The 25,851-nt window shown below is 66.3% G+C and carries 23 protein-coding genes; 10 read left to right on the top strand and 13 right to left on the bottom strand.

The window, feature by feature from the left end; all coding sequences use genetic code 11:
• Window positions 1–148 precede the first annotated feature (148 nt).
• The gene (locus ETR14_RS20080; protein WP_129388037.1) at window positions 149–952 is read left to right on the top strand and encodes a lipid II flippase Amj family protein; all 804 of its coding nucleotides are present in this window, start codon (window positions 149–151) and stop codon (window positions 950–952) included.
• A 4-nt stretch (window positions 953–956) separates the two neighbouring features.
• Here the strand turns inward: ETR14_RS20080 and ETR14_RS20085 are convergent, their stop codons facing one another.
• The 6 genes from ETR14_RS20085 to ETR14_RS20110 are packed head-to-tail and all read right to left on the bottom strand — an operon-like array spanning window position 957 to window position 6,926.
• Window positions 957–1,829, bottom strand: a complete 873-nt coding sequence (locus ETR14_RS20085) for an RDD family protein (protein WP_243455599.1) — start codon at window positions 1,827–1,829, stop codon at window positions 957–959.
• A complete protein-coding gene (locus ETR14_RS20090; RefSeq protein WP_129388040.1) occupies window positions 1,822–2,814 on the bottom strand; it encodes a stage II sporulation protein M in 993 nt (330 codons plus the stop codon). Before ETR14_RS20090 ends, ETR14_RS20085 begins: the two co-directional genes overlap by 8 nt.
• On the bottom strand, window positions 2,811–4,124 hold the full coding sequence (locus ETR14_RS20095; RefSeq protein ID WP_129388043.1) for a DUF58 domain-containing protein: 1,314 nt from the start codon (window positions 4,122–4,124) through the stop codon (window positions 2,811–2,813). The genes ETR14_RS20090 and ETR14_RS20095 overlap by 4 nt, the downstream gene beginning before the upstream one ends.
• Entirely contained in the window at window positions 4,121–5,077 is a 957-nt protein-coding gene (locus ETR14_RS20100; protein ID WP_129388046.1) for a MoxR family ATPase, read from the bottom strand. Before ETR14_RS20100 ends, ETR14_RS20095 begins: the two co-directional genes overlap by 4 nt.
• Window positions 5,074–6,252, bottom strand: coding sequence for a hypothetical protein (locus ETR14_RS20105; protein WP_129388049.1), 1,179 nt, complete (start codon window positions 6,250–6,252; stop codon window positions 5,074–5,076). The genes ETR14_RS20100 and ETR14_RS20105 overlap by 4 nt, the downstream gene beginning before the upstream one ends.
• A gap of 23 nt (window positions 6,253–6,275) precedes the next feature.
• Complete coding sequence (locus tag ETR14_RS20110) at window positions 6,276–6,926, bottom strand: DUF4129 domain-containing protein (protein ID WP_243455600.1); 651 nt, start codon at window positions 6,924–6,926, stop codon at window positions 6,276–6,278.
• 129 nt (window positions 6,927–7,055) lie between these two features.
• Here ETR14_RS20110 and ETR14_RS28955 point away from each other — a divergent pair, with 129 nt between their 5' ends.
• Together ETR14_RS28955 and ETR14_RS28960 are read left to right on the top strand one after the other, a co-directional pair.
• Window positions 7,056–7,799 carry a hypothetical protein gene (locus ETR14_RS28955; protein ID WP_206185875.1) on the top strand — a complete coding sequence of 248 codons (744 nt, stop codon included), beginning with the start codon at window positions 7,056–7,058 and terminating at the stop codon, window positions 7,797–7,799.
• A 50-nt stretch (window positions 7,800–7,849) separates the two neighbouring features.
• Window positions 7,850–9,295 carry a M48 family metalloprotease gene (locus ETR14_RS28960; RefSeq protein WP_206185876.1) on the top strand — a complete coding sequence of 482 codons (1,446 nt, stop codon included), beginning with the start codon at window positions 7,850–7,852 and terminating at the stop codon, window positions 9,293–9,295.
• Here ETR14_RS28960 and ETR14_RS20120 read toward each other — a convergent pair whose 3' ends face one another.
• Window positions 9,296–9,475: a DUF3008 family protein gene (locus ETR14_RS20120; RefSeq protein WP_129388052.1), complete on the bottom strand. Its 180-nt coding sequence runs from the start codon at window positions 9,473–9,475 to the stop codon at window positions 9,296–9,298. It lies immediately after the preceding gene.
• A gap of 83 nt (window positions 9,476–9,558) precedes the next feature.
• Here ETR14_RS20120 and pgl point away from each other — a divergent pair, with 83 nt between their 5' ends.
• Window positions 9,559–10,272, top strand: coding sequence for a 6-phosphogluconolactonase (gene pgl, locus ETR14_RS20125; RefSeq protein WP_129388055.1), 714 nt, complete (start codon window positions 9,559–9,561; stop codon window positions 10,270–10,272).
• A 16-nt stretch (window positions 10,273–10,288) separates the two neighbouring features.
• On the opposite strand, the gene ETR14_RS20130 is transcribed toward pgl, so the two are convergent.
• The 6 genes from ETR14_RS20130 to ETR14_RS20155 form a co-directional block, all read right to left on the bottom strand.
• Entirely contained in the window at window positions 10,289–11,536 is a 1,248-nt protein-coding gene (locus tag ETR14_RS20130; RefSeq protein ID WP_129388057.1) for an N-succinylarginine dihydrolase, read from the bottom strand.
• Between the two features lie 3 nt (window positions 11,537–11,539).
• Complete coding sequence (locus ETR14_RS20135) at window positions 11,540–12,559, bottom strand: arginine N-succinyltransferase (RefSeq protein ID WP_129388059.1); 1,020 nt, start codon at window positions 12,557–12,559, stop codon at window positions 11,540–11,542.
• Window positions 12,556–13,767 carry a hydrolase gene (locus ETR14_RS20140; RefSeq protein ID WP_129388062.1) on the bottom strand — a complete coding sequence of 404 codons (1,212 nt, stop codon included), beginning with the start codon at window positions 13,765–13,767 and terminating at the stop codon, window positions 12,556–12,558. The genes ETR14_RS20135 and ETR14_RS20140 overlap by 4 nt, the downstream gene beginning before the upstream one ends.
• 56 nt (window positions 13,768–13,823) lie before the next feature.
• A complete protein-coding gene (locus tag ETR14_RS20145) occupies window positions 13,824–14,315 on the bottom strand; it encodes an RNA pyrophosphohydrolase (RefSeq protein WP_129388065.1) in 492 nt (163 codons plus the stop codon).
• Window positions 14,312–15,271, bottom strand: coding sequence for an alpha/beta hydrolase (locus ETR14_RS20150; protein ID WP_243455601.1), 960 nt, complete (start codon window positions 15,269–15,271; stop codon window positions 14,312–14,314). Before ETR14_RS20150 ends, ETR14_RS20145 begins: the two co-directional genes overlap by 4 nt.
• A gap of 337 nt (window positions 15,272–15,608) precedes the next feature.
• Window positions 15,609–15,839: a hypothetical protein gene (locus tag ETR14_RS20155; protein ID WP_129388070.1), complete on the bottom strand. Its 231-nt coding sequence runs from the start codon at window positions 15,837–15,839 to the stop codon at window positions 15,609–15,611.
• Between the two features lie 631 nt (window positions 15,840–16,470).
• Here ETR14_RS20155 and proS point away from each other — a divergent pair.
• From proS to ETR14_RS20185, 6 genes are all read left to right on the top strand, one after another.
• Entirely contained in the window at window positions 16,471–17,775 is a 1,305-nt protein-coding gene (gene proS, locus ETR14_RS20160; protein WP_129388073.1) for a proline--tRNA ligase, read from the top strand.
• On the top strand, window positions 17,772–19,022 hold the full coding sequence (locus tag ETR14_RS20165; RefSeq protein ID WP_129388076.1) for a lipoprotein-releasing ABC transporter permease subunit: 1,251 nt from the start codon (window positions 17,772–17,774) through the stop codon (window positions 19,020–19,022). Before proS ends, ETR14_RS20165 begins: the two co-directional genes overlap by 4 nt.
• Window positions 19,015–19,686: an ABC transporter ATP-binding protein gene (locus ETR14_RS20170; protein WP_129388079.1), complete on the top strand. Its 672-nt coding sequence runs from the start codon at window positions 19,015–19,017 to the stop codon at window positions 19,684–19,686. The genes ETR14_RS20165 and ETR14_RS20170 overlap by 8 nt, the downstream gene beginning before the upstream one ends.
• A gap of 11 nt (window positions 19,687–19,697) precedes the next feature.
• Window positions 19,698–20,660, top strand: a complete 963-nt coding sequence (locus ETR14_RS20175; protein ID WP_129388081.1) for a lysozyme inhibitor LprI family protein — start codon at window positions 19,698–19,700, stop codon at window positions 20,658–20,660.
• Window positions 20,661–20,731: 71 nt separating this feature from the next.
• Window positions 20,732–24,205: a DNA polymerase III subunit alpha gene (dnaE, locus tag ETR14_RS20180; protein ID WP_129388084.1), complete on the top strand. Its 3,474-nt coding sequence runs from the start codon at window positions 20,732–20,734 to the stop codon at window positions 24,203–24,205.
• Window positions 24,206–24,237: 32 nt separating this feature from the next.
• Window positions 24,238–25,839: a long-chain fatty acid--CoA ligase gene (locus ETR14_RS20185; protein WP_129388087.1), complete on the top strand. Its 1,602-nt coding sequence runs from the start codon at window positions 24,238–24,240 to the stop codon at window positions 25,837–25,839.
• Window positions 25,840–25,851 lie beyond the last annotated feature (12 nt).

Consider the following 25,851-nt stretch of genomic DNA (forward strand, 5'->3'; position numbering starts at 1 on the left):
CCGAGCGGTTGATCCGCATCTGACACCGGTGTCTATTGGTCGTGGCAGATTGCGTGCTTGTCAATGATCGGGATTGCCAGTGCGGCGTTCTTGTCGACGCCCGCGTTGCGCTTGCCAGCTCGGTGACGCACGGCCAAAGACCTGGATCATGGACGTCCAGCTGCTGGTCATCTGCCTGCTTACGGCGGGCATCAATCTCATCGGTACGCTCGCATACGGGGCCCGCATCGCCGGCGTCCGGACCCGGCGAATCGCGATGAGCTTCGCGCTGTTCAACATTCTCGTTCTCGTCTCGCGAACCTCGAACAGCTTCCTTGGACCGTTTCTCGCAAAGAGGATTGAGGTTCGGCTCGGCACAAGCGGGGGCGAGGCTTTGCTGTTCGACTTTCGGATCGTTCTGCTCGCTGCCTCGATCGCCGTCTTCGTCGGGATCCTGCTGGTGCCGACTGCGCAGCGGCTGTTCGCCCGCGCGATCGGCTACTTCCAGGAGCATCGCTCGACGACACGCATGGTATTGCGGACGGCGACCCCCGGCGGGCTGCGGACGATACGCGACTCGATTGCGCTGCCGAGCGCGGATCAATTTCGCGCGATCGGCAAGGCGCGAGGGGTCGGCTGGGGCGTGCTGATCGCCAATTGCCTGGCGCAGGCGCTGCTCACCGTCGGCGTGCTGGCGTCCCTCTACGCCGGCTATCTGAATCCCGATTTTCGAGTGACGGCGTCACAGCTGTCGGCGCTGATCAACGGCGTCGCGACCATCCTGCTGTTCGCGCTGATCGATCCGCAACTGTCGGTGATGACCGACGATGTGGTCGAAGGGCGGGTCAGCGAAGCTCTGTTCCGCCGGACGATCGTTTGGATCTCGTTCAGCCGGCTGGCGGGAACGCTGCTCGCCCAGGCAATGTTCGTGCCGGCGGCGACGCTGATCGCCTGGACGGCGAGCCGGGTCTGAATTCTTATCGGTCGAACTTGTCGACGCGTCTGCGGCCGAACAGCAGTTTGCGCTCCAGCCGCGTCCGCAGCGCCTCGTAATACGCGTTGAGGAAGGCTTCGTTGCTGTCGACCTCGCCGATGCCGAACTTGTCGCGGATGGTGATCGCGACCGCGGCCATGCTGTCATAGTCGCCGGTGCGGAGCACCTGTTCCAGCGTCTGCAGTTCGTAGATTCCGTAGGCGTCGAGCTGTTCCTCGGTAAACTGGTAGCCGCCGCTTGCGGCAGTTCCGCGCATCAGATCGAAGCTGAGGCTGCGCTTGGGTGCGTTGATCACCCAGGTTCCGGCGAGCAGATCGCCGATGCGCAGGCGATCGCGGTTGAAGGCAGGGAAGAACAGGAAGATGCCGGCCCAGCCGAGGCCAAGCAGGGTCGTCAGCGTGTCGACCCCGTCACCGGCGGCTTCGTACCCGAGGAAGGAGAGGGGAAGATAGACCTCGATCTCGCGCATCAGATTGCGCGCGATCACCGCGTCCGCGGTGAGCCTGCCGCCGTCGCGAGCGACGACTCGGAGGCCGGCCACGCGCTTGCCGAAGGTCGCCGCGCGCGGCCCCATCTCCATCAGGATGAAGTAGAAATTGCGGAGCAGGAAGAAGCCGAGCAGCCAGGTGATCGCAACGATCTGCATGCCCCCGCCGCCAGTGGCGAACAGTCCGAACACCGCGATCAGAGTCATCGCGATCAGGACGACGATCATGATCACCGCATCGAGCATGAACGCGGTCATGCGCTGGCTCGCGGTGGCGAGGGTCAGGCCAAGATCGACGCCTTCGGGCGTGACCAGGCGGCGGCGCATGGCCGCTTCGTCGCGCGGGGCGAGGCCGGCGGTTCTAGCCATTGCGGCGCCTGCGCGGTGCATAGAAATAGACGAGCCAGAGAAGCATCATGGTGAGGCCGATAGCGTAGCGGACAGCATCGTCGACGATCAGCTGGCGGCCGAAGCCTTCGAGCAGGCCGGCAGCGATCAGCATCAGCACCACCCCAACCATGGCGGTGGCAGCGCCGCGCCCGGCGACGCTCGCGGCTGCCAGCCGGGAGGCCGCGCCAGGGAAAACGACGCTCCAGCCGATCCGGAGCCCGCCGGCACCGGCGAGCACGATCGCGAACAATTCGGTCGAGCCGTGGATGATCAGCCAGCCGCCGAGCTGGAGGCCGAGGCCGTGGCCGCCATAGAGCGCCAGGAAGGCGCCGAGCATCGCGCCGGTATAGGCGAGCAGCAAGGCCGTCGGTATGCCGAAGGCAAAGCCGAGCGCGAAGCAGAAGATTGCGACCTGGGCATTGTGGGTGAACAGATAGGTGGCGAATACCGCCAGCCCGTCCTGCTCCTTGCCAGAATAAAGGCTGTTCAGCAGCGTCTCGCGGCTGGCGCTGAAATCGCGGCCGTTGGCGAGCTCGCCGGGTACGAAGGCGCTGAAATATTCCGGCTGGCTGGAGACGAGCAGATAGCCGGCGATCGTTCCGACAAGCAGCAAGGCAAGCGCGATCAGGGTCTCCCGGCCCAGCCCGCGTACGGCGGCGGGCCAATCGTTCGCGAAGAACTGGCGCAGCCGTGCCCCGGGCGAGGTGCGCACCCCGTAGAGGAAGAAGTAAGCGCGGGCGCAGAGATGCTCGAGATAGGTGACGAGCTCCAGATCGAGCGATGTCTCGCGCGCCACCGACAGCGACGACAGAGCGCTGCGATACAGGATCGGCAACGCCATCAGATCGTCGTCGGACAGCGCCCGGGGCGACTTCTTCTCGCACAGCGACACCAGGGCATCCAGCCGGCGCCATTCCTCCTCGCGCTCGGCGCGCAGGCCACGGAAGGACGAGGGAGCATTCACAGCAAATTCCTCTGCTTGACCTCGAGATAGGCGTTGACCAGCGCCGGGCCGGCGCGGTCGTGCGCTGCTTCGATGACATGAACGCCGAGGCGCTTCAGCCGATTGACCACGAGACGCCGCTGGCGGAGCAACGCCGCCGCCGTCACCGCCCGGGTGACGTCTTCCGGTGCGTTCGGCTCGGCCGCGGCGAAACCCTCCAGTTCCTCGTCGCGGAAGAGGATGAACAGGACGAGGTGACGCTTGAGCAGGGTGCCGACGGCCGCGAGCATCAGCTCGGCGCTGATCGTGTCGGCAAAGTCGGTGAAGATGACGATCAGCGAACGCCGCTGCAGCCCGGTGGTCAGCGTCGCCAGCGCCAGCGTGTAATTGGTCTCGCGATCCGAATATTCGACCGCACCCGCGACCCGTTGGAGCAAGGCGAAGGAGCGCGCACCCGACACCGGCTTGGTCGAGACCCGCGGATGGGAATCGAAGCCGAACAGGCTGACCCGATCGCCGTCCTTCAGCGCCACGAAAGCAGTGAGCAAGGCGGCGGAGACGGCGCGATCGATCTTGGGAAGGCCGGCGAGCGGCTCGCACATCGTCCGGCCGCTGTCGAGCGCGATGATGACGTTGTTGTTGCGCTCCGTCCGATACTCCTTGGCGAGCAATTTGCGGTGCCTCGCCGACTGCTTCCAGTCGATCGCGCGCCGATCCATGCCCTGCTGGAAATCGGCGAGGGAATCGAATTCGGCGCCTTCGCCGATCTGCATCCGTGCGGTAAGCCCGTGCAGCATGTCGCGGTGGCTGTAATCGGCCGAGCGCTCGCGCAGCGACCGGACGTCGGGCACGATCACGATCTCATCGGCGACTGCCAGCACGCGCTGCTTCCAGACGAGGCCCAGCGGACCTTGCCAGCGAACCCATAATTGCTCGAAGCGAGCCACCCCGCGGCGGGTTGCGATCAGCCGGATGGCCGCCTCGCCGCGTCCGTTGACGATCCTGACCCGAGTCCGCAGCCCGTCGGGCGCCTCGAGAAGGTAGTGGCTGTCGATGGCGACTTCGCACGCAGCCGGCGCCGCCCGGGCAAAGGCGAGCGCGATCTCGACCGAAAATTCGGATCCGGCAGCAGCGCTCTTGAGTCCACCGACGGTCACCGCCACGTCCTTCGGCGAGGCGCCGAGGGCTGCATCGAGGATGAGGAGAACCACCAGGAAGCCGAGAAAGGCGAGGCCGGCGACCCAATAAGCCGGCGCTATCACGCCGATCAGCAAGGCAACCGGCGCCGACGCGCCGGCGACCACGATCGCGCGCGCCGCAGGGTAGATCAACGCGGCGCCTCAACGGCGTCGAGCAGCCGGTCGATCACCGTCTCCACCGGTCGGCCCTCGATCTCGGCGGCCGGGGAGAGCGTGACGCGGTGACGAAGGACCGCCGATGCCAGTGCCTTGACGTCGTCGGGGATGACATAGTCGCGGCCGTCGAGTGCGGCCCGGGCGCGCGCCGCACCGGCGAGCATCGCCGCCGCGCGCGGCGAGGCACCGGTCTCGAGATCCGCCGCTTCGCGGGTCGCCCGCACCAGATTGACGACATAATCGGCGACTTCGTCGACCATCGGGATCGCCGCGACGGCCGCGGTCGCCGCCGAGATCTTTTCGGGCGATACGCGTGGTGCGATGCCCCATTCCTCCGCGCGCGGCGCGCCGAAGCGGGCGCCGTGCTGGGCGACGATCTTCCGCTCCTGCTCGGCGGAGGGATAGTCCATCCGGTGCTTGAACAGGAAGCGATCGAGCTGCGCTTCGGGCAGAGGATAGACGCCCTGCTGCTCGATCGGATTCTGCGTCGCGACCACCATGAACCGGTCGGAGAGGGCGTGGGTGTCCCCGTCGATCGTCACCGCCCGCTCCTGCATTGCCTCGAGCAGGGCGGCCTGTGTCTTGGGCGGCGTACGGTTGATCTCGTCGGCAAGCAGCAATTCGCAGAAGATCGGCCCCCGGGTGAGGGTGAATTGGCTGGTCTGGAAGTTGAACAGGTTGGAACCGAGGATATCGGCCGGCATCAGATCGGGGGTGAACTGGATCCGGCCGTAACCGAGCCCCAGCACTCGCGCAAAGCACTGGACGAGGAAGGTCTTGGCAGTGCCCGGCGGGCCTTCGAGCAGGACGTGTCCCGACGAGAAGAGCGCCACGAGCAGCAGCTCGACCGCTTCCTCCTGACCGACGATCGCCTTGGCGATTTCGCCGCGGATGGTGTCGGCGAGGCTTCTGACGTCTTCTAGCTTCACGTGATCAGGTCCTTCTTCCACTGAAACAAGGCGCGCGCTGCGGCGATCAGGCGCGGGCGATCCTCGGCGGTTCGCGCGTCTTCTACGAGGGCGGTGAATTTCGGCCGATCGGCCGGGGAAAGGCGGTCGAGATAGGCGTCGAGCTCGGCATCGCGGAGGGCAAGGTGGGCGCCGCTGTCGTGCGCGGCCGCCTCGCGGATGAGCTCGGCATAGGCTTCGCCCGTCCGGTGTTCACGGCGCGCCAGCCGCAGCAAGGCCGCGCTGTTCTCGACGAGAGCGCTCTTGCCGAAGGCGACGGCGCGCTGGTCCCGTGCGGCCGGCCCGAAGCGAAAGGCGCCGTGCAGCCCCGCCAGCAAGGCCGCGACCGCCAGCGCCAGCGTCAGCGGCAGGAACGGCCGTTCGAAGGCGAGCTTCAATGCGCTCGGCTGGCGGGCGAAGCCGTTGAGGGTCAGATCGAAGACGACACCGTCGGCATCGGTGGCGTTGAGCTCGTCGAGCAGCGTCAGCGCCGCCTTGGCACGGACGGGATCGCGCATCGCCTGGTTGTTGAGCAAATCCGGTTCGGCGAGGACGTAAAGCGGCGAGTCCCCGATCTTGGCGAGAAGCGTAGCGCCCGTTCCGGCGGTGACCAGCGGGGTCAGATCGTCGCCCTCGATCACCTGGACCATCGCCGGGGCCGGAGCCTGGAAACCGGGCATGAAGCCTTGGCCGCGAGCGATCGGCGTGCCTTTCGTCTGCCGAACCTTGTACCGGCCATCTTCGTCGAGAATCCGCGAGAGCACAAAGTCCGGCATGAAACCTGCCGACTTGACCCAGCCGGGATGGGTCGCGTCGGGGACGACCTGCCATTTGGGCAAGATGATCAGGGTCGGCCGATTGGCGCGTGCCTTGATGAAGGCTTCGAGCGCGTCGTGGCTGGTAGCAGGCTCGACGGCGGCAACGACCAGGTTTTCCGTGTCGAGCGACTCCTCCGAGCGGGCGAGCTCCCCATCGCCGCCGCCGAGGGTGATCAGGCGCACCAGGCCCTTGAAGCCGACCGCCGATCCGGAAAGGGCGTGCGCGCGTCCGTCGCGGCCGCCACGCAGATCGCCGGCATAGGCCATCAGCACCATGAACAAGGCGAAGGCGACGAGGCCCGCCGTGATCATTGCGATCACGATTTTGGGATTGAACACGGGCTCCGGGGCAGGGGCGGTGCTCAACTCTTCCACTCCGGCGCGAAGGCGAATTCCTCGTAAGAGGCGCGGCAGGACGTCCAATCCTGCGCATCGAGCGGGCGGCCGCCGAACAGGCTGTGCTCCACCGCCATAACGATGCGCCCGAAGGCGCTGCGCGGCGCGGGCGGGATCTGCGGCGCGCCGGCGATGTCGCGGCTGGTCAGCGCCGGGCGCACCAATTTGGGGCGCTTGCGCTCGATCTCTTCGATGCTGCGGAAGAGGAGCAGGTGCGCGGCTTCGGCGAAACGGCCCGCTGCGGCGAGCCTGTCGGCTTCGGCGAGCAAGGCACGGGCAGGAGCCTCCTCCGGCCGCCATGTCTCGCCGGTGGAGTCGGGTTCCTGCTTGCGATCACGTTTCAGGAAGGCGAGGCCGCCGCCCTCGATCCAGCGAAACAGCCAGTAGAGGATGGCAAGCACCACCACCGCCAGCACGACCCAGAAGATCAGCTTGAAGACGGGGCCGCCATTTTCGAGAAGCTCGCCAAGCCAGCGCAGCCATGCCGGCGGCTTGGGCGGAACGAAGGCCGGCAGATCGAACTGCAGCGAGCCGTCGGCGCGCAGTTTCTCGTGCGCCTCGGCAAAGCGCGCGCGCTCGCCCGTCGCGGTCCACTCCTCTGCAATCGTCTCCGCCAATGCACGCCCCCTGCGGGCGATGTACGCGGCTCCGGGTGCGGTGCGCAAGCGGAAGGCGCGCTATCGTCGACGGATGGACAAAGCGGCGCCGCAGCTTAGGGTCGCGCGGGCAACGATATGGGGTATTGCATGGCCAGTCTTCCGCAGCCGACGAAAATCGACATCGGCAGGGTCATCCAGGGCGGCGTCAGCGCGATCGAAGCCAATGCGCCGGCCTACTTCCTTGCCTCCCTCCTGCTCGCCGGCATCCCCACCTTCCTGGTCTACTTTCTCGTCGATCAGGGGGTGGAATCGTTCAGTGTCGCAGCGATCACGTTGGCGGTGGTCTCCGGTTTCGTAACCTTCGTCAGTACCTATTTGCTGCAGGCCGCGTTGACCCGATCCGCGATCCTGACCCTGAGCGGCAGCCCGGCCGACGTCCGTGGCAGCGTCATCGCCTCGCTGCGCATGGTGCTGCCGATGATCGGACTCGCGATCCTCTCAGGACTGGGTATCGTCGCGGGTCTGGCCCTTCTCATCGTTCCGGGCATCATGCTCTACGTCGCCTGGGCAGTCGCGGTTCCGGTGCTCGTGCACGAGCGGACGGGCATCGTCGAAAGCCTCAGCCGAAGCGCCGAACTGACCAAGGGCTCGCGATGGATGATCTTTGCCCTGCTCCTCCTCTATCTCTTTGCCTCGGCTGCGTTCGAGGCCATGGTTGCGCGCATGGGCACTGCAGATCTTCAGTCGCCGCTCACCACCGCATTGCTGAACGGGTTTTCGGCCGCTGTGACCACGCTGATCGGGGCAGCCATGCTCGCCAGCCTGTATCTGGAACTCCGCATGGTCAAGGAAGGCGCGAGCACGGACGAACTCGCGGCAATCTTCGCCTGAGCGGAAGAGTCATGACGCAACCGGATCGGTCGCGGAGCGTCCGTAGCCCCATGCGTCATACTCTCCTTCTGCTCGCTTCCGCCTCCCTCCTGCTCGCCGGTTGCGGCGGCGGGTCCAACTCGGCTCCGGCCGTGACCGACGAGGATCGTGCCGCCGCGGCCGAGCAGCACGAGCAATTGCTCGCCGAGTTCGGCGGCCGTTACGAAGGCGATGAAAGCGCCTATCTGGCCAAGCTCGGCGGGAAGGTCGCGGCCGCGGCAGGGCTCGACGGACAATGTACCTTCACCCTGGTCAACACGGACGTGGTCAACGCGTTCGCGGTGCCCGGCTGCTACATCTACGTCACCCGCGGGCTGATGGGCATCGTCGGCAGCGAGGGCGAACTCGCCTCGGTGCTTGCGCACGAGGTCGGCCACATCGTCGGCCAGCACAGCAAGCGCCAGCAGAAACGGTCTCTGTGGCGCGGACTCGGCGTGCTCGCGGTGCAGGTGCTGACCGGGTCCGAGCGACTGACCCGGATCGCCGGTGAGGCCGCCACCTTCTTCACCCTCCGTTACTCGCGCAGCCAGGAGTATCAGGCGGACGATCTCGGCCTCGGCTTCCTGCGCCGCGCCGGCTACGATCCTTATGCGGCCTCCGACATGCTCGGTGCGCTCGCCCGCCAGGAGCAATTCCTGGCCGCCACCCGGGGGCGCGACGAGGCCAGGAGCATCCCGGAATGGGCCCGCACCCATCCGCTGACCGGCAATCGGGTGGAGCGGGCGCGGCAAGCGGCGCAAGCCACCGGCGTCGCACCCGATGCTCTGCCTGAATATGAGGAGCGCTATCTCCAGACTCTCGACGGCCTGCTCTACGGCGACGATCCGCAACAGGGCTTCGTCCTGGGGCGGCGCTTCGCCCACCCGGTCATGCGCATCGGCTTCGAAGCGCCGCCGGGCTTCACCCTTACCAACAGCCCCCAGGCGATCCTGATCGAAGGTCCCGATGGAATACGCGGCGAGTTCGGCGGCGGCCGGATTCCCGAAGGCGGGCTGCAAGCCTATGCCGAGGTGCTGCTGCGCCAGCTCCTCGGCGATGCACCCTTTCGGACCGGAGCGGCACGGGCAGAGAGGGTAAACGGCTTGGCTGCCTTGTTCGTACCAGCCGCCGTTGCGACCCAGAATGGCGAAATCCCAATTTCGATCGCGGTCTACGCTGCGCCGGGCGGCAACGCCTATCATTTCGCGATGGTGTCGAATGCCCCCGGCGCGGCGCCAGCTGTACTCCATCCGCTATTCCGTTCCTTTCACCTGCTGACGGATGAAGACCTAAGAAGCCTCAAGCCGCGCCGTATCGAGGTGATCGTGGCGGGTGCGGGGGACACCGTCGCATCTCTCGCCGGCCGAATGGCCGATCCCGATCGGCTGCCCTTGTTCCTTCTCCTCAACAATCGCACCGCCGATCAGCCGATCCGGCCCGGCGAGCACGTCAAGATCGTCAGTTTCGCACAGCGCTGATCAGACGTGCTCGGGCTTGCCCTTGCGCTTGGTCGCGGCGAGTTCCTCGAGCTGCTTTTCGCTCATCGATTCGGCCATGCTTTTGGACGCCCCTTGCAGCTTGCTCTTCGGGGTGTCGCCGCGTTTGGCGGAAAGTGCGGCTCCGGCGGCCTTCTGCTGCGCTTTCGATTTGGCAGGCATCGGTGACTCCTCTAACGGCACTCCCGACCGGAACCGACGCGCCCGGCGCGCGGTTCCTTGGAGACGATTTCAGCGGAGGAACAATGGACGAGATCGAATGGTGGGAGTTCGACTCCGCCAAGGAAATGGCCGAACAGGTCGCCGGCGACATCGGCTTCGTGATCGAAAGCGCGCTGGAAGCGCACAAGGGCGCGCGTCTGGCGGTGCCGGGCGGCTCGACCCCGGACCTGATCTACGCCGAATTGCTCAAGCGCAAGGACATCGACTGGACCAAAGTCACCCTGATCCCGACCGACGACCGGCTGGTGCCGCTCGGTGACGGGCTCAGCAACTACCGTAAGCTCGACAGCTTCTTCGGTGCCAAGAAGGCCGACATCGTAAGCCTGATCGACGAAGCGGCGCTCGACAACCCGCAGGAAGCAGGGCGGCTCGCCGATGCGCGGCTGTCGCTGCTGCAATGGCCGCTCGATCTCGCCTGCCTCGGCATGGGTGCCGACGGCCACACCGCCAGCATCTTTCCGGGACCGGACTTCGATGCCGCGGTCAATGGACCCCGCACGCGGCGTGCGATCGGCGTTCGCCCCGATCCTTTGCCGGAGGCGGCACCGGTGCCGCGCGTCACGCTGACCGCACCTGCGCTCGCCTCGGCCCGCACGGTGATGATCGTGATTTCGGGCGCCGAGAAGCGCCGGGTTCTGGAACAGGCGCTCAAGGAAGGGCCGCTGTCTTCGCATCCGATCGGGCGCGTCGTCTCGGCCATGGACGTGCCGATCGACATTTACTGGAGCGCCGAGTGAGGCGCCGTGCGGGAGCTCAGATGAGCTCCCGCAGGCCTATCTCCTCGTAAAGGGCCGCGCGGGCGCGCTCCATCTGCGTCCAGATCGCGGGCTCCCGCAATTGATCGGGCGCCATTGCCTCCGGCCAATGCTGGGCGATCACGCCCGCGATGCGGTCCAGCTTTGCCTCGTCGACGAGGAAGCGGGGGTCGATACACTCCGGCTCCGCCACCACCCGCAGGCGCAGGCAGGCCGGGCCCCCGCCATTGGCCATCGATTGGCGGACATCGACGACGAAGATCCGGCGGATCGGGCCGTTGCCGGCGACTTGCGCCTCCAGCCAAGCCCAAACCGTCGGGGTTTCGCGCACCTCGTCCGGCACGATCAGCGCCATGCCGCCGGTCGGCAGGGTGACGAGTTGCGCATTGAACAGATAGGAGCGGATCGCGTCTTCGAGGCTGACCGCGCTGGCCGGCACCTCGACAATCTCGATTTCCGGTATGCGGCGCTTCAGCGCGGCATACAGACTCGGCCGGTCCTCGAATGCCTGCTCGTGGGTGAACAGAACGTTTTCGTTGGCGACGGCGACGACGTCGTTGTGGAAAGCGCCGGCGGCGATGGCCGCTTCCGACTGACAGGCGAACAAGGTGTGCTCCGGATCGAGACCGTGCAGCCGGGCGACGGCGCGGCTGGCTTCTTCATGCTGGCGAACCGGGTAGGCGCCGCCGCGCTGGCCGTAGACGAAAACCTCGATTCCCGGCGCATCGTGGCTGGCGCAGAGCCGCATGTGATTGGCCGCGCCCTCGTCGCCAAAGGTCGCCGGCACCGGCGGATGGACCGCGAACCGGGTCTCGTCGGCAAAGGCGAGCCGCAACTGGGCGAGCGTTTCGGGCCATTCGTGGCTGCGATGCGCCATCGTTCGCAGGTTCGCGACGGTGAGATGACAGCAGCCATCGGTACAATCGGGCGCCGGCGAGACGGTGGCGGCATTGGCGGCCCACATCGCCGAAGCGGAGAATGCGGCCGCGCGCAACGAGGGCGGCACCGTGCCGACATCGGTTCCGAGTTCGCCGAGCCAAGCCCGGTCCGGCCGGCGATGCGGGAGCAAGATCCCCTGCGCGAGGCCGAGACGGAGATTGTGGCGCATCTTCGCCACCCCCTGCAGCGCGGCGGCGCGTGGGTGCGAGACCAGCCCCTTGTTGCTGGCCGAGGCGACGTTGCCGAGGCTCAGGCCCGAATAATTGTGACTGGGCCCGATGATCCCGTCGAAGTTGATCTCGCGCATCGCTCAGCGGCTCATCGCCAGGAAGCTGTCTCCGGGGGCGATGCCGAGCATCTCGGCAGTCCTGCGGCTGACCGAGGCCTTCCCTTCCGCCGAAAGCTGCACGGTGGCGCAGCAGGCGCGAAAATCCTCCATTCGCCCCGCCGCGAGCATTTCCGGATGACCCTCGACCTCGTCCGCGACGGCGTCGAGCGTCAGCAGGCGTGACTCGCGAATGGTCCGGATCTGATCGGTCGGTGCCAGCATCGTTGGACCGCCGTCGAAGATGTCGACGTAGCAGTCGAAGTGGAAACCCTCATTCTCCAGCATCTTCATCGCCGCCCGGCCCTTGGGATGGGGAACGCCGATCACGCTGCGCGCGCTTTCCGGCAGCATCGCCGTGTAGATCGGTGTCTTCGGCATCAGATCGGCAATGAACTGGGTGCCGTGGGCGGCGTTGAATTCATCCGCTTCCTGGAAGTTCATCGCGAAGAACTTGCCGGCGATCGCATCCCAGAAGGGGGAGCCGCCGCTCTCGTCGATCACGCCGCGAAGCTCAGCCAGCACGCGGCGGCCGAACCGCTCGCGATGCAGCTTGATGAAAAGATAGCGGCTGCGGGCGAGCAGCAGGCCGAGCCCGCCGGCGCGCTCGCCGGGGTGGAGGAACAATCCGCCCACTTCCGACGAGCCTTCGAGATCGGTGGAGAGGTTCAGCAACTGGGCGCGGAAGGTCTTGCCGAGCGCCTTCGACGTCTGGGTCAGAGTGCCGATCCGGTAACTGTAGAAGGGCGCATGGACTCCAACCATGCCGAACACCTGGCAGGTACCCCGGATCTGCCCGGTCTCGACATTCTCGAGCACGAACAGGAACATGTCGTCGCTCGGCTCGTCGCCCTCGCGCTCGAACGATTTCTGCGAGCGGACGATCTTGTCGACGAGTGCGCCGCGATCGGGCGGGAGATTGGTAAAACCGCCGCCGGTCAGCTTCGCCATCTCGTAAATGGCCTGGAAATCGTCATTGCCCGCCGGGCGCACGCGAAAGCTCACAATTCCTCCCCTGTTGCGAGCCTGAGCAGAGCCAGCGCAGACAATTGGGCGCGCTCCTCCAGGCTCTTCACGATCAGATATTCGTCGGCCGAGTGAATGGCGCCGCCGCGGACACCCATCGTGTCGACCACCGGCACGCCGCAGGCGGCGATGTTGTTGCCGTCGCATACTCCGCCGGTTGCGCGCCAGGCGATATCCTGTCCGAGATCGGCACCGCATATCCGGACCAGCCCGAACAGCCGCGCGGCGGCCGCGTCGAGCGGCTTGGGCGGCCGGCCGAAGCCGCCATGAACATGGACGATGACATCATGTTCTGCGGCAATGGCATCGACCGCACCCGCCAGCGCCGCCTCCGCTGCGGCCTGTTTCTCGCGGGTTTCCGGCCGCATGTTGACCCGCAGGATGGCGAGATCGGGGACGACATTGTTGGGGCTGCCGCCGTCGATCTTCGCCGGGTTGATCGAGAGGCCGGGCGCTCGTGCCGCCGCCAATCGCACGGCGAGATCGGCCGCCGCGACCAGAGCATTGCGTCCCTCTTCGGGATTGCGGCCGGCATGGGCGCTCCGACCGCGGACGACGATCGAGAAGTTGCCGCTGCCGGGACGGGCGCCGGCGAGCGTGCCGTCGGGCAGCGCCGCCGGTTCGTAGGTGAAGGCGGCGCGCTTGCCACGCGCGGCGGCGGAGATCAGGGCCGCCGAACCCGGCGAGCCGACCTCTTCGTCGGAATTGATCACGATCTCGTAGCCGAGCTTCGCCGCCGACGGCGCGTCCTCGATCGCCTTGAGCGCGGCTAGCATCACCGCGAGTCCGCCTTTCATGTCGGCGACGCCGGGGCCGCCGAGCACGCCCTCTTCACGCCAGGCGACGGCCTGGAACGGATGATCCGGGCCGAATACCGTGTCCATATGACCGGTGAGCAGCAGCTGCACCGGCGCATCCGGCCGCACCACCAGATGGAGGTTGCGACCGTGCTCGATCGCGCGGGCGGTGCCGTCGGCATCGACGGCTTCCGCCGGGGCAGGGGGCAGGAGAGACAGAGTGCCCGGCAGCGCGGAGAAGGCGTCGGCGAGGGTCTCGGCGATCCTGCGTAGCCCCTCGAGATTGCGCGAGCCGCTGTTGATCGCCGCCCAGGCCGTCACCTGGTCGAGCATCGGCTCGGCGGCGCAGCGCGCAATCGCGTCGCGCTCGATGGTCGTCAGCCCCCGCATCGCCCCGCTCTAGCCAACCGGCGCGGCGGAGTACAGGTGGCGTCCGTGCCCTACGCTCAGCGCAGCCATTCGCGAAAGGCGTGCAGCACCTTTTCGTACAGGTCGCGCTTGAACGGCACGATCATCGCCGGCAGCGTTTCCGGGTCGGCCCAGCGCCAGGCGCGGAACTCGGGATGCTCGGTCTCGATGTCGATGTCCGAATCTTCGCCCCGGAAGCGGCAAAGGAACCAATGCTGGCGCTGGCCGCGCCATTTGCCCTTCCACAGCTTGCCGACCAGATCCTCGGGCAAATCGTAGAGCAGGACTTCGGGCGCGCGCGCGATCACTTCCACCTTGTCGCGTGTGATCCCGGTCTCCTCCTCGAGTTCCCGCAGCGCGCCGTCTTCGGCGTCTTCGCCATCGTCGAGGCCGCCCTGCGGCATCTGCCATGCCTCGAGCGTCGAATCGAGACGCTGCGCTACGAACACCTGGTTTTCGCGGTTGATCAGCATCACGCCTGCGCCGGGGCGATAAGGGAGCGTCTCCCGGTCCGGTGTTGCGCTGCTCATTGTGCCTGTGCCTCCTCGATGATCCGCTTCATCGCTGCGATCGCCTCCGTGACGTCGTCCTGCGACGAGGGGATCGCCTTGCGAAGCGAGATGAAGCCGTGGATGTTCCCCGCTGCTTCCCGGAACACGGTCTCCACGCCGGCCTTGACCAAGGCGGCCGCATAAGCGCGGCCCTGATCCCGGATCGGATCCAGGCCTGCGGTCAGGATCAGGCTCGGCGGCATTCCGGCCTGATCCTTCAGCAACGGCGCATAACGCCAGTCGTTCGTGTCGGCGCGATAGCAGTCCGTGAACCAGTCCATGTCGCTGCGGGTCAGCAGATAGCCTTCCGAAAATTCGCGGAAGCTCGGATAATGGCCGGCCGGATCGGCGGCCGGATAGATCGCCCATTGCGCGAGCACGGGAATGGGTGCGGGCGCGTCGCGCAGTGCCATGCTGACGACGATCGCGAGATTGCCGCCGGCGCTGTCGCCGCAGGGGATGAGGCTGGTGACGCTGCGGCCGAGTTGATCCGGATTGGCCGCGGCCCAGCGCGCGGCCGCGATGCAATCCTCGGGGGCGGCGGGAAAGGGGTGCTCGGGTGCGAGGCGGTAATCGACAGCGAGTACCGGCAGATCGAGCGCGATGGCGAGCGAAGTGCAGAAAGGCTCGTGCGTGTAGAGATCGCCAAGCACGAAGCCGCCGCCATGGAAGAACAGCAGCATCGGACCCGGCGGACGAGTCCCGCGTGCGTCGTACAGACGGAGCGGGATGTCGCCGTCCGGGCCGGGGCAGGACATGTCGCGGATCAGCGCAAGCCTTTCGGCCTTCGCATCCGCGACATCGCGCGACTTGCGGAGCATCTCGCGCGCCGTGGCAAGGCCGGCCTCGTTGCTGCGCGGCCCGGGAAGAGCGTTGAGGAAATCGAGAAAGGCGCGGACGTCGGGACGAACGACGGGTTCGGCAGGTGGGCTCAACCAGGCAGCTCCGGGCAGGGACGCCGCGAGGGCGCCGGGAATTGGGCCGACACTAGGAAGGACGGCACATCGCGTCCACTGCAGCGATTCCGGATGGCCGGCAACAGGGTGCCCGCATGGGCGGACCGAGGCGCGCTAATGGGGGGAGCTGCCTCGGCCCTGACCGACCAGCGAACAGGGGTGATCGGGTCGGCTGCGCGTCCCTTGGCCGATTCAGGCCGGCACTTCCATACAGGACGATCACCGTATCGATGTTTCGGTCCGGATCAGGGACGGTAGGGCGACGATCCGCTTTGCCCCACCCGCTCAGCTCAAGCTCGGCGTCGGGTCGAGCCCATCAGGCGGTTTCGAGGATCGTCGCCCGCGTGCGGTGGAGCGGGGCACAACGCTCGATCCAGGCGAGCTCCATCTCGCGCCCCGATTCGGCGAGCTGCTGGGCGCGGCGCATGTGCAATGCGCTGAGCTTCAGATGCGCACTGGCAACCTCGGAGCGGTCGGCACGATAGGCTGCGTCGAGCTCCGCGCGGGCGCGCGCCACGTGGAAATCCTTGTCTTCGGAGATCAGCACAAACACTCTCCCGATAAATGGAGCGGTTGTTCGAACATGTTGGCTATAGATGCCGGCGGCCACAGATCAGGCAGGCCGATTGTTCCGCGTTGCCCAGACCAGCAACCGGGCGAACAGCATCCATCCGCCGATATGTTGATCGGCAAAGTGATCGATCTTCGCCGAATTCGTCCTGTCGTTCAGCATCGTTCGACTCCCGTCTTCCGCAGATCGGGATGTAGCAAGATCGTATTGCAGCTCGATGACGATCGATGGCGGTCGGGGGAACACGTCGGCGTTGGATCGAGGCCCAAACAACAAGTGCCCGGGCATCGCTGCCCGGGCACCTGCGTGACGATTGCTCGTCAACCCCCTTGGAAGATGACGGCCCGCGCGCAATCCCACCTCGCATAGGATTACGGGGCCGAAGCCTCCCCGAACCGAGGCCTTCGCCAATCGTCCGGTGGATTTCTGCTAGTCGACGATGCCCCGTATTGTCACGGGGTGATCAAAGGCTTGTGGTAAAATGCTGACGGCCTGTGTCGAGAAAGACACAGCGCTCTCCCAGCCCCGACGAGTCGCAGAGCGGTTGCCTTGCCACAGCGCCGCCCGTAGAGACTGGCCGCTCTCTCCAACGGATCTTTGCAACCCGATGCGTCTTTCCCGCTATCTGCTTCCCGTCACCAAGGAAACGCCCTCCGATGCCCAGATCGTCAGCCACAAGCTGATGCTCCGGGCGGGGCTCGTCCGCCAGACCGCGGCCGGCATCTACGCCTGGCTGCCGCTCGGGCTGAGGGTCCTGCGCAACATCGAGCAGATCGTGCGCGAGGAGCAGGATCGGGCGGGTGCAGTCGAATTGCTGATGCCGACCGTGCAATCGGCCGATCTGTGGCGCCAGTCGGGACGGTATGACGCTTATGGTCCGGAGATGCTGCGCTTCGTCGACCGCCACGAGCGCGAGATGCTCTATGGACCGACCAACGAGGAGATGATCACCCAGCTCTTCTCCGAAGCGGCGCGCTCCTATCGCGATCTGCCGCGCACCCTCTATCACATCCAGTGGAAGTTCCGTGACGAGCGCCGCCCGCGCTTCGGCGTGATGCGCGGGCGCGAGTTCCTGATGAAGGACGCCTACAGCTTCGACATGGATGAAGACGGCCTCAAGGCCAGCTACGAAGCGATGTTCGTCGCCTATCTGCGCACCTTCGCCCGGCTCGGTCTGCAGGCGGTGCCGGTGCGCGCACCGACCGGGCCGATTGGCGGCAATCTCAGCCACGAATTCCACATCCTCGCCGATACCGGCGAGAGCGCCGTCTTCTACGATGCCGCGATCGAGGAGGTGACCCGCGAGGAACTGCTCTCCGCCGACGCATCGACCATCGCCCGCCTGACCGGCCTCTACGCGATGGAGGAAGAGGAACATGCCAAGGTCACGGATTGCCCGGTTCCTGCGGACCGCCTGCGCACCCGTCGCGGCATCGAGGTCGGCCATATCTTTGCGTTCGGCACCAAATACAGCGCCAGCATGGGGCTGTCGGTTCAGGGCAAGGACGGCAACCAGGTCCAGCCCCACATGGGCAGCTACGGCATCGGCGTATCGCGCCTGATCGGCGCCATCATCGAGGCGAGCCATGACGATAACGGCATCATCTGGCCGGAAAGCGTGGCGCCGTTCCGGGTGGGCCTGATCAACATGCGGGCGGACGATGCCGCCTGCACCGATGCCTGCGACACGCTCTATCGCGAGCTGCAGGCAGCCGACGTCGAGACGCTCTACGACGACCGCGACGAACGCGGCGGCGCGAAGTTCGCGACGATGGACGTGATCGGCCTGCCCTGGCAGCTGATTGTCGGCCCCAAGGGACTGGCCAAGGGCGTCGTCGAGCTCAAGAACCGCGCCAGCGGCGAACGCGAGGAACTCTCGATCGAAAGCGCATTGGCGAGACTGACCCTGTGATCCTCAACCGCTACGAGCGGATGATCGCCCGGCGCTACCTGCTGCCGGGCAAGGGGGAGGGGTTCATCTTCCTGGTGGCCGCGATCAGTCTGGTGGCGGTGATGCTCGGGGTTGCCGCTCTGATCATCGTGATGAGCGTGATGAACGGCTTCCGCGCCGAACTGTTCGACAAGATCGTCGGGCTCAACGGCCATGCGGTGATCCAGGGCTACGGCAACAGGCTCGACAACTGGCAGGATATCGTCCGCGAGACTCGCGCCACGCAAGGTGTGACGTCGGCGGTGCCGCTGATCGAACAGCCGCTGATGGCGAGCTATTCGGGCCGCGTCGAAGGCGTGCTCGTGCGCGGCATGCAGCGCCAGGACATTCTCGCCAACCCGACCTTGAAGGGCAAGGTCTCGGCGGGGTCGCTCGAGTCGCTGCAGCCGGGGTCGAACAATGTCGCGATCGGCGCCCGGCTTGCCGAGGCGCTCGGCGCGACGGTGGGCGGCCAGATCTCGCTGATCAGCCCGGAAGGGCGGTCGACTCCCTTCGGAACGGTGCCGCGAATCGTCTCGTACAACGTCTCGGCGATCTTCGAGGTCGGCGTCTACGACTACGACAAGGCGTTCGTGGTGATGCCGATCCAGGATGCGCAGACATTGCTGATGCTCGGCGATGCGGTGGGCATGGTCGAAATCCAGACGGTCGATGCCGACCGGGTTGGGGAGATCCTCGAGCCGCTTCGCCCGCTGATCAGCGGGCGCGCGGTGATTGCCGACTGGCGGTCGCTCAACTCCTCGCTGTTCGAGGCGCTGCAGGTGGAGCGGGTCGCGATGTTCGTGGTGCTCTCGATCATCATTCTGGTCGCCGTGTTCAACATCCTGTCGTCGCTGATCATGCTGGTGCGAGCGAAGACTCGCGACATCGCGATCCTGCGCACCATGGGGGCTTCGCGCCGCGCGATGATGAAGGTGTTCATGACCGTCGGCGTGTCGATCGGCGCCCTCGGCATCCTCGCCGGGCTGGTGCTCGGCGCGATCTTCCTGTTCTTCCGCCAGTCGGTGGTGAATTTCATCCAGCTCGTCACCGGCCAGAATCTGTGGGATCCCTCGATCCGCTTTCTGACCGAGTTGCCGTCCAAGACCGATCCGTTCGAAGTGACGGCGATCGTTCTGATGGCATTGCTGTTCAGCTTCCTTGCCACTCTCTATCCGGCCTGGAAGGCGGCGAGCACCGATCCCGTTCAGGTGCTTCGATATGAATGACGTTCTTTTCGTCCGCGGCCTGAAACGCAATTTCGAGCAGGGCGGAGTCACCATCCACGTCCTGCGCGGCATCGATCTCGAGATCCGCAAGGGCGAGATCGTGGCCCTGCTCGGACCCTCAGGCTCCGGCAAATCCACCCTGCTGCAGGCGGTGGGCCTGCTCGAGGGCGGCTTCGAAGGTTCGATCCGCATCGGCGGCGAGGAAGCGGCGGCACTCGACAATGACGGTCGCACCCGCCTCCGGCGCGACGCGCTCGGCTTCGTCTACCAGTTCCACCATCTGCTGCCCGATTTCACCGCCGCGGAGAACGTGATCCTGCCGCAGCTGATCCACGGCGCCGAACCGACTGCTGCGGCCACACGCGCGGAATCCTTGCTCTCCTCGCTTGGCCTCGGTCAGCGGCTGACCCACCGGCCGAGCCAGCTCTCGGGCGGCGAGCAGCAGCGGGTTGCGGTGGCAAGGGCGCTCGCCAACAGGCCGGCGCTGGTGCTCGCGGACGAGCCGACCGGCAACCTCGACGAGAGCACTGCCGACATCGTCTTCGCCGAATTCCTCCGCCTCGTTCGCGACGAAGGCAGCGCCGCCCTCGTCGCCACCCATAACGAGCGGATCGCGGCGAAGATGGATCGGGTGCTGAGGTTGCACGAGGGCGTCCTCGAATAGTCCTTTCGCTCTTGGAGCCGGTTTCCGGGTTTCGTGCGTTGGCGCGGCGATGTTTACCCGGATCGGAGGTCCGCATGCGCAGAGTCTTGGCGGCTTCGATGCTTTGTTCGATGTTTCTCGCCGGCGGTTGCGACTGGATGAAGGCCAAGGGCGCACCGGGCGCTGAGACGGACAAGGAACGTGCTGGGGCGACAAGCAAACGGCTGCGCGAGGCATGCGCCTCCGCGGAGACCTACGATCGCCTGAAGTCCCTGGTTTTCGAGGAAGCGGCGCGGATCCGCAATTCGGATGCGCGCAACCTGGATCCGATCGCCGCCGCCTCGGTGGTGCGGATGGAAAAGCCGTTGGTGAAGAGCCGGGACGAGGCGCTCGACGTCACCGTTTGCAGCGGCCGCTTCATTCTCGAGCTTCCGCCAGGTGCCGAAAATGCCTTCGACGGCATGCGCCGGGTTTCGGCCGATGTCGAATATTCGGCCCAGCAGGCGGCGGACGACAGCGGCCTCGTCTACCAGATGGATGGCGCAGAACCGATCGTTTACCGCCTTGCGACCTTCGGTCTCGCCGGCGGTAAGCTGCCGCAGGTGGTGACGGTGCCGCAGCCAAGCGGGCCTTCGGCCGCGCCTCCGCAAGTCGCCGTCTTGGATCAGAAGGATGAGAGATCTGCCGCGCCGGTTGCCGCTCCGAAGATCCCCGCCGGACAGCCGGTCGCCAAGCCGAGTTTCAACTGCCGTCATGCAGGAACACGGACGGAGCGGATGATCTGCGCGTCGCCCACTCTGGCCGGCCGCGACCGGCAGATGGCCTCGGTCTATTATGAAGCGATGGCGAACAGCGATGCGGCGACTCAGCGTCATCTGCGAAGGAGCCGCGATGCCTTCTTGGCCCGCCGTGAACGATGCGGCTCGGCGGCGTGCGTCGACGGCGTCTATGCCGCGCGGATTTCCGAGATCAGGAGCGTTCGGGAAGGCCGCTGAAGTCGCGGATTTCCTGTGGAAAAGATCCCGTTTCACTTTCCAATCGGGACGCGGCTGCCCATAACGAATCCATGTCCGCGCCCTACGTTCCGCTCCGAATCTTCTCCTGCTACACGATGCTGGAAGGCGCGATCGAGCCGAAGGCGATCGCCAAGCAGGCGAAAAAGCTCGATCTTCCCGCGGCGGCGCTTACCGACCGGAACGGCCTCTATGCCGCGATGGCCTTTACCGATGCGTGCAAAGGTGAGGGCGTCCAGCCGGTGGTCGGCACGATGCTCGGCCTCGCCCGGCCCGGAACGCCCGACGGCAAACCGCCGATCATCGATTGGCTTGCCCTCTACGCGCAGACCAGCGCCGGCTACGACAATCTCTGCGCGCTGGTCTCGGCCGCGCATCTCGATCGTCCCGTCGAAGAGGAAGCGCATGTCCGCTTCGACTTTCTCGAGGGGCGCACCGAAGGGCTGATTGCGCTGACCGCCGGTGCCGAGGGCGCGCTGGCCCGGCTGATCGCGGAAGGGCAGGATTCACTCGCCGACGACGTGCTCGGTCGGCTGGAGTCGCTGTTTCCCAACCGGCTCTACATCGAGCTCAGCCGCCGCGGCGACGCGGTCGAGGAGAAAGCCGAAGCGCGGCTGATCGACCTCGCTTATGCGCGCAATCTGCCGCTGGTCGCGACCAATCCGGCGCGGTTCGTCGAGCCGCATTTCCACCAAGCGCATGACGCCATGCTCTGCATCGCGCAATCGAGCCAGATCGACCGCGATGATCGCCGCAAATCCTCGCCCGAGGCCTGGATGAAGCCGGCTGCCGAGATGCGCCGTCTGTTCGAGGATCTTCCCGAAGCGATCGAGAATACGGCGGTGGTCGCGCGCCGCTGCGCGGTCGGCGCGCCGAAGCGCAAGCCGATCCTGCCGAGCGTCGCCGGCGATCTCGAAGGCGAGGCGCGGCAGCTGCGCGAGGACGCTTATGCCGGGCTCGAGAAACGGCTCGCCGTCTATCCCGATCTCACCGCCGAGCAGCGCCAGGTCTACCTCGATCGGCTGGAGTTCGAGATCAAGATCATCGTCGGGATGGGCTTCCCCGGCTACTTCCTGATCGTTGCCGACTTCATCAAATGGGCCAAGGACAACGACATTCCGGTCGGCCCGGGGCGCGGCTCGGGCGCCGGGTCCGCCGTCGCCTGGGCGCTCACCATCACCGATCTCGATCCGCTCCGGCTCGGCCTGCTGTTCGAACGCTTCCTCAATCCGGAACGCGTGTCGATGCCCGACTTCGACATCGACTTCTGCGAAACCCGGCGCGGCGAGGTCATACGTTACGTCCAGCAGCGCTACGGCGCTGACAAGGTCGCGCAGATCATCACCTTCGGAAAGCTGAAGGCGCGCGCCGTGCTCAAGGACACCGGCCGCGTGCTGCAGATGTCCTATGGGCAGGTGGATCGCCTGGCCAAGCTGATCCCGAATCATCCCACCGACCCGTGGACGCTCGACCGTGCGCTGAACGGCGTGTCGGAGCTTGCCGCCGAGTATAAGGGCGACGCGCAGGTCCGCCGCCTCTTCGACCTGGCGATGAAGCTCGAAGGCTTGCCGCGGCACAGCTCCACCCACGCCGCCGGCGTGGTGATCGGCGATCGCCGGCTCGATGCTCTGGTGCCGCTCTATCGCGATCCGCGCTCGGACATGCCGGTCACCCAATTCGACATGAAATATGTCGAAGGCGCGGGCCTCGTGAAGTTCGACTTTCTCGGCCTCAAGACGCTGTCGGTGCTGCAGAAGGCGGCACATCTGCTGCGCAAGCGCGGAATCGATGTCGCGTTCGACACGTTGGCGTGGGATGACGAAGAGGTCTACAAGCTGCTTCAGCGCGGCGAGACGGTGGGCGTGTTCCAGCTCGAATCCGAAGGCATGAGGCGCACCCTGGCGGCGGTGAAGCCGACCAATTTCGAGGACATCATCGCGCTCGTCTCGCTCTATCGGCCGGGCCCGATGGACAACATTCCGACCTTCGGCGCCCGCAAGAACGGCCGCGAGCCGATCGAATATCCGCACGCTTTGCTCGAGAACGTGCTGCGCGAGACCTATGGCATCTTCGTCTACCAGGAACAGGTGATGGAAGCCGCCAAGGTCCTCGCCGGCTACAGCCTCGGCGAAGCCGATCTTCTTCGGCGTGCCATGGGCAAGAAGATCAAGGCGGAGATGGACGCGCAGCGCGAACGCTTCGTCACCGGCTGCAAGGCGAACCAGATCGACAAGGCCAAGGCCAACGAATTGTTCGATTTGATCGACAAGTTCGCCGGCTACGGCTTCAACAAGAGCCACGCGGCGGCCTACGCCCTGGTCGCCTATCAGACGGCGTGGCTGAAGGCGCATTATCCGGTCGAATTCTACGCGGCGTCGATGTGCTTCGACATGCACCAGACCGACAAGCTCGCGATCTTCGTCGACGACATGCGCCGGCTCGAGATCGAGTGCCTGCCGCCCTGCGTCAACGCCAGCGAGGCCGAGTTCGATGTCGAGCCGCATGGCGAAGGTCACGCCGTTCGCTATGCGCTTGGCGCGCTCAAGGGCGTCGGCGAAAAGGCTATGGAGCAGCTCGTCGACGAACGGAAGATCAACGGGCGCTTCAAGTCGCTCGATGATTTCGCCGAACGGGTCGATCCGCGCCTGCTCAACCGCCGTCAGATCGAGAGTCTCGCCGCGGGCGGAGCGTTCGACGCGCTGGCACCGAACCGCGCCGCAGTGTTTGCTGCTGCCGAGACGATCCTGGCGCACGCGTCGAGCGCAGCCGAGGCGCGGACCAGCGGGCAGGGCGGGCTGTTCGGCGGCGAGAGCAATGTCGTGCCGATCCGGATGCCGGTCGCCGCCGCATGGTCGATGGCCGAGAGCATGGCGGCGGAAAAGGAAGCGTTCGGCTTCTATTTTTCCGCGCATCCTGTCGATCGCTTCCGCCACCTTGCCGAGGCGCATGGCGCACGCAGCTTCGGCGCCTATTGCGCGATGCCGGCGCCGCCGGACGGCGGCCGCTCCAACGGCGTGATGGCGGGCATGGTCGAAGATGCGCGCTGGCGGACGTCGGCACGCGGCCGCCGCTATCTGATGGCGACGATGTCGGATGCGTCGGGGCAGTTCGTCGCGACCTGCTTCGAAGACGATGTCGCAGAACGGCTGGAGGAAGCGGCCAAGTCCGGCGCCTGCGCGCTGCTCACCGTCGAGCTCGATCGCCGCCCCGGCGACGAGACCCCGCGTGTGACGATCAAGCAGATCCAGCTGTTCGAAACCCTGTCGAAGCGCGCTCGTCTGCAGCTCGAAGTCGAGGTTGCCGACGAAGCGGCGCTGCGCCGCCTTGCCGAGGCATTGGCAAGCGAGCGCGGCGGCGTCGGCGATCTTCGCCTGCGCGCCAGGTTCGATGGTGGTCAGGCCGAGGTGCTGCTCGGCCGCGACTTCAAGCTGGACGCCGATCTCGCGGCGCGCATCGAGCGTCTGCCGGGCATCGTCGCCGTCAATCTCTCGGCCGCCCCCGCGCCGCGGCTTGCGCTGGTCTCCTGAGGGCATACACTCCCCCGCAAACGGGAGAGTTTATGCTTGGTGGAATGCAGGATTGGCCGCTCCGCATCATGCGGATCCTCGATCACGCGGCGCGCGAGCACGGCACGCGTGAACTCGTTTCCCTCTATGCCGACGGGACGGTGACGCGCACCGATTGGGCGGGAATCCAGCGCGACAGCCGCAAGCTCGCGGCGGCGCTCGAGCGGCTCGGCGTCCGTCCGGGCGATCGCGTCGCAACGCTGGCGATGAACCACAGCCGGCACGTCGTCGCCTGGTACGGGACGATCGGCATGGGCGGGATCATCCACACCATCAACCCGCGCCTGTTCGACGATCAGCTCGCCTACATCGCCAACCATGCCGAGGACAGGATCCTGTTCTACGATCGCGCCTTCGCGCCCCTGGTCGAGCGGCTGAAGCCGCGCTGGACGACGATCGAGAAATTCATCTGCTTCGACCCCGCACCGGGCGAGCCCGGGTTCGAGAATCTGATCGACGAAGAAGCCGGCGATTATCAGTGGCGCGAGGGCGACGAGCGCGAACCGGCGATGCTCTGCTACACCAGCGGCACCACCGGCGATCCCAAGGGCGTATTGTACGAGCATCGCTCGACCGTGTTGCAGGCGATGACGTTGACCTCGGGCGATCTGTTCGAGCTGACCGCCCGGGCCGTGGTGCTGCCGGTCGTGCCGATGTTCCACGCGGCCGCCTGGGGCCTGCCGTTCGCGACCGCGATTGCCGGCGGCAAGATGGTCTTTTCGGCCGACTATAATCCGAGTGTGATGTGCGATCTGATGCGGGCCGAGAAGGTCAGCCACACTGCCGGCGTGCCGACCGTCTGGCTCGCGCTGATCGCCCATGTCGAGGCGACCGACGGCGATCTGGCAAGCCTGCGCGTCGTCCACATCGGCGGCGCCGCGGCGCCGCGATCGATGATCGAGTGGTTCCGCGATCGCGGCATCCGGGTTGGTCATGCGTGGGGGATGACCGAGATGTCGCCGCTCGGCACCTGCGGGGCGCCGCTCGGCAATTGGGACGAACTCGATGACGGCGCCCAGCTCGATTATCTGTGTCGGCAAGGACGGGTGCCGTTCGGGGTGGAACTGCGCACCGTCGACGACGCGGGCGCGGTTCTGCCGCGCGACGGCAAGGCCTCCGGCCGGCTGCAGGCGCGAGGACCCTGGGTGCTCCGCCAGTATTTCCAGGACGAGCGCGGTCCGGTGATCGATGCAGAGGGCTGGTTCGACACCGGCGACGTCGCCATTCTGCATGCCGACGGCGTGATGCAGATCACCGATCGTTCGAAGGACGTGATCAAGTCCGGCGGCGAATGGATCAGCTCGATCGAGCTCGAAAATGCGGCCGTCGGCTGTCCCGGAGTGGCCGAGGCCGCCGCCGTCGCCGTCGCGCATCCGAAATGGGACGAGCGGCCGCTGCTGCTGGTCGTCCGCAAGCCCGGGGCGCAGATCGGCGCGGAGGAGATCCTGGCCCACCTTGCCGATCATGTCGCCAAATGGTGGCTTCCCGACGAAATCGTCTTCGTCGACAGCCTTCCGCACACCGCGACCGGCAAATTGTTGAAAACGGCACTGCGCGAACAGTATCGCGATTACCGCCTGCGCACTGCGGCGTGAGGGGACGGACCA

Origin of the sequence: Sphingosinicella sp. BN140058 (assembly GCF_004135585.1) — a bacterium.
Classification (GTDB): domain Bacteria; phylum Pseudomonadota; class Alphaproteobacteria; order Sphingomonadales; family Sphingomonadaceae; genus Allosphingosinicella.

Bases quoted from the DNA above. Each gene is read 5' to 3' on its own strand.
- ETR14_RS20080 (WP_129388037.1), top strand. From the start codon at position 149: ATGGACGTCCAGCTGCTGGTCATCTGCCTGCTTACGGCGGGCATCAAT.
- ETR14_RS20085 (WP_243455599.1), bottom strand. From the start codon at position 1,829: ATGGCTAGAACCGCCGGCCTCGCCCCGCGCGACGAAGCGGCCATGCGC.
- ETR14_RS28955 (WP_206185875.1), top strand. From the start codon at position 7,056: ATGGCCAGTCTTCCGCAGCCGACGAAAATCGACATCGGCAGGGTCATC.
- ETR14_RS28960 (WP_206185876.1), top strand. From the start codon at position 7,850: ATGCGTCATACTCTCCTTCTGCTCGCTTCCGCCTCCCTCCTGCTCGCC.
- ETR14_RS20120 (WP_129388052.1), bottom strand. From the start codon at position 9,475: ATGCCTGCCAAATCGAAAGCGCAGCAGAAGGCCGCCGGAGCCGCACTT.
- pgl (WP_129388055.1), top strand. From the start codon at position 9,559: ATGGACGAGATCGAATGGTGGGAGTTCGACTCCGCCAAGGAAATGGCC.
- ETR14_RS20130 (WP_129388057.1), bottom strand. From the start codon at position 11,536: ATGCGCGAGATCAACTTCGACGGGATCATCGGGCCCAGTCACAATTAT.
- ETR14_RS20140 (WP_129388062.1), bottom strand. From the start codon at position 13,767: ATGCGGGGGCTGACGACCATCGAGCGCGACGCGATTGCGCGCTGCGCC.
- ETR14_RS20145 (WP_129388065.1), bottom strand. From the start codon at position 14,315: ATGAGCAGCGCAACACCGGACCGGGAGACGCTCCCTTATCGCCCCGGC.
- proS (WP_129388073.1), top strand. From the start codon at position 16,471: ATGCGTCTTTCCCGCTATCTGCTTCCCGTCACCAAGGAAACGCCCTCC.
- ETR14_RS20170 (WP_129388079.1), top strand. From the start codon at position 19,015: ATGAATGACGTTCTTTTCGTCCGCGGCCTGAAACGCAATTTCGAGCAG.
- dnaE (WP_129388084.1), top strand. From the start codon at position 20,732: ATGTCCGCGCCCTACGTTCCGCTCCGAATCTTCTCCTGCTACACGATG.
- ETR14_RS20185 (WP_129388087.1), top strand. From the start codon at position 24,238: ATGCTTGGTGGAATGCAGGATTGGCCGCTCCGCATCATGCGGATCCTC.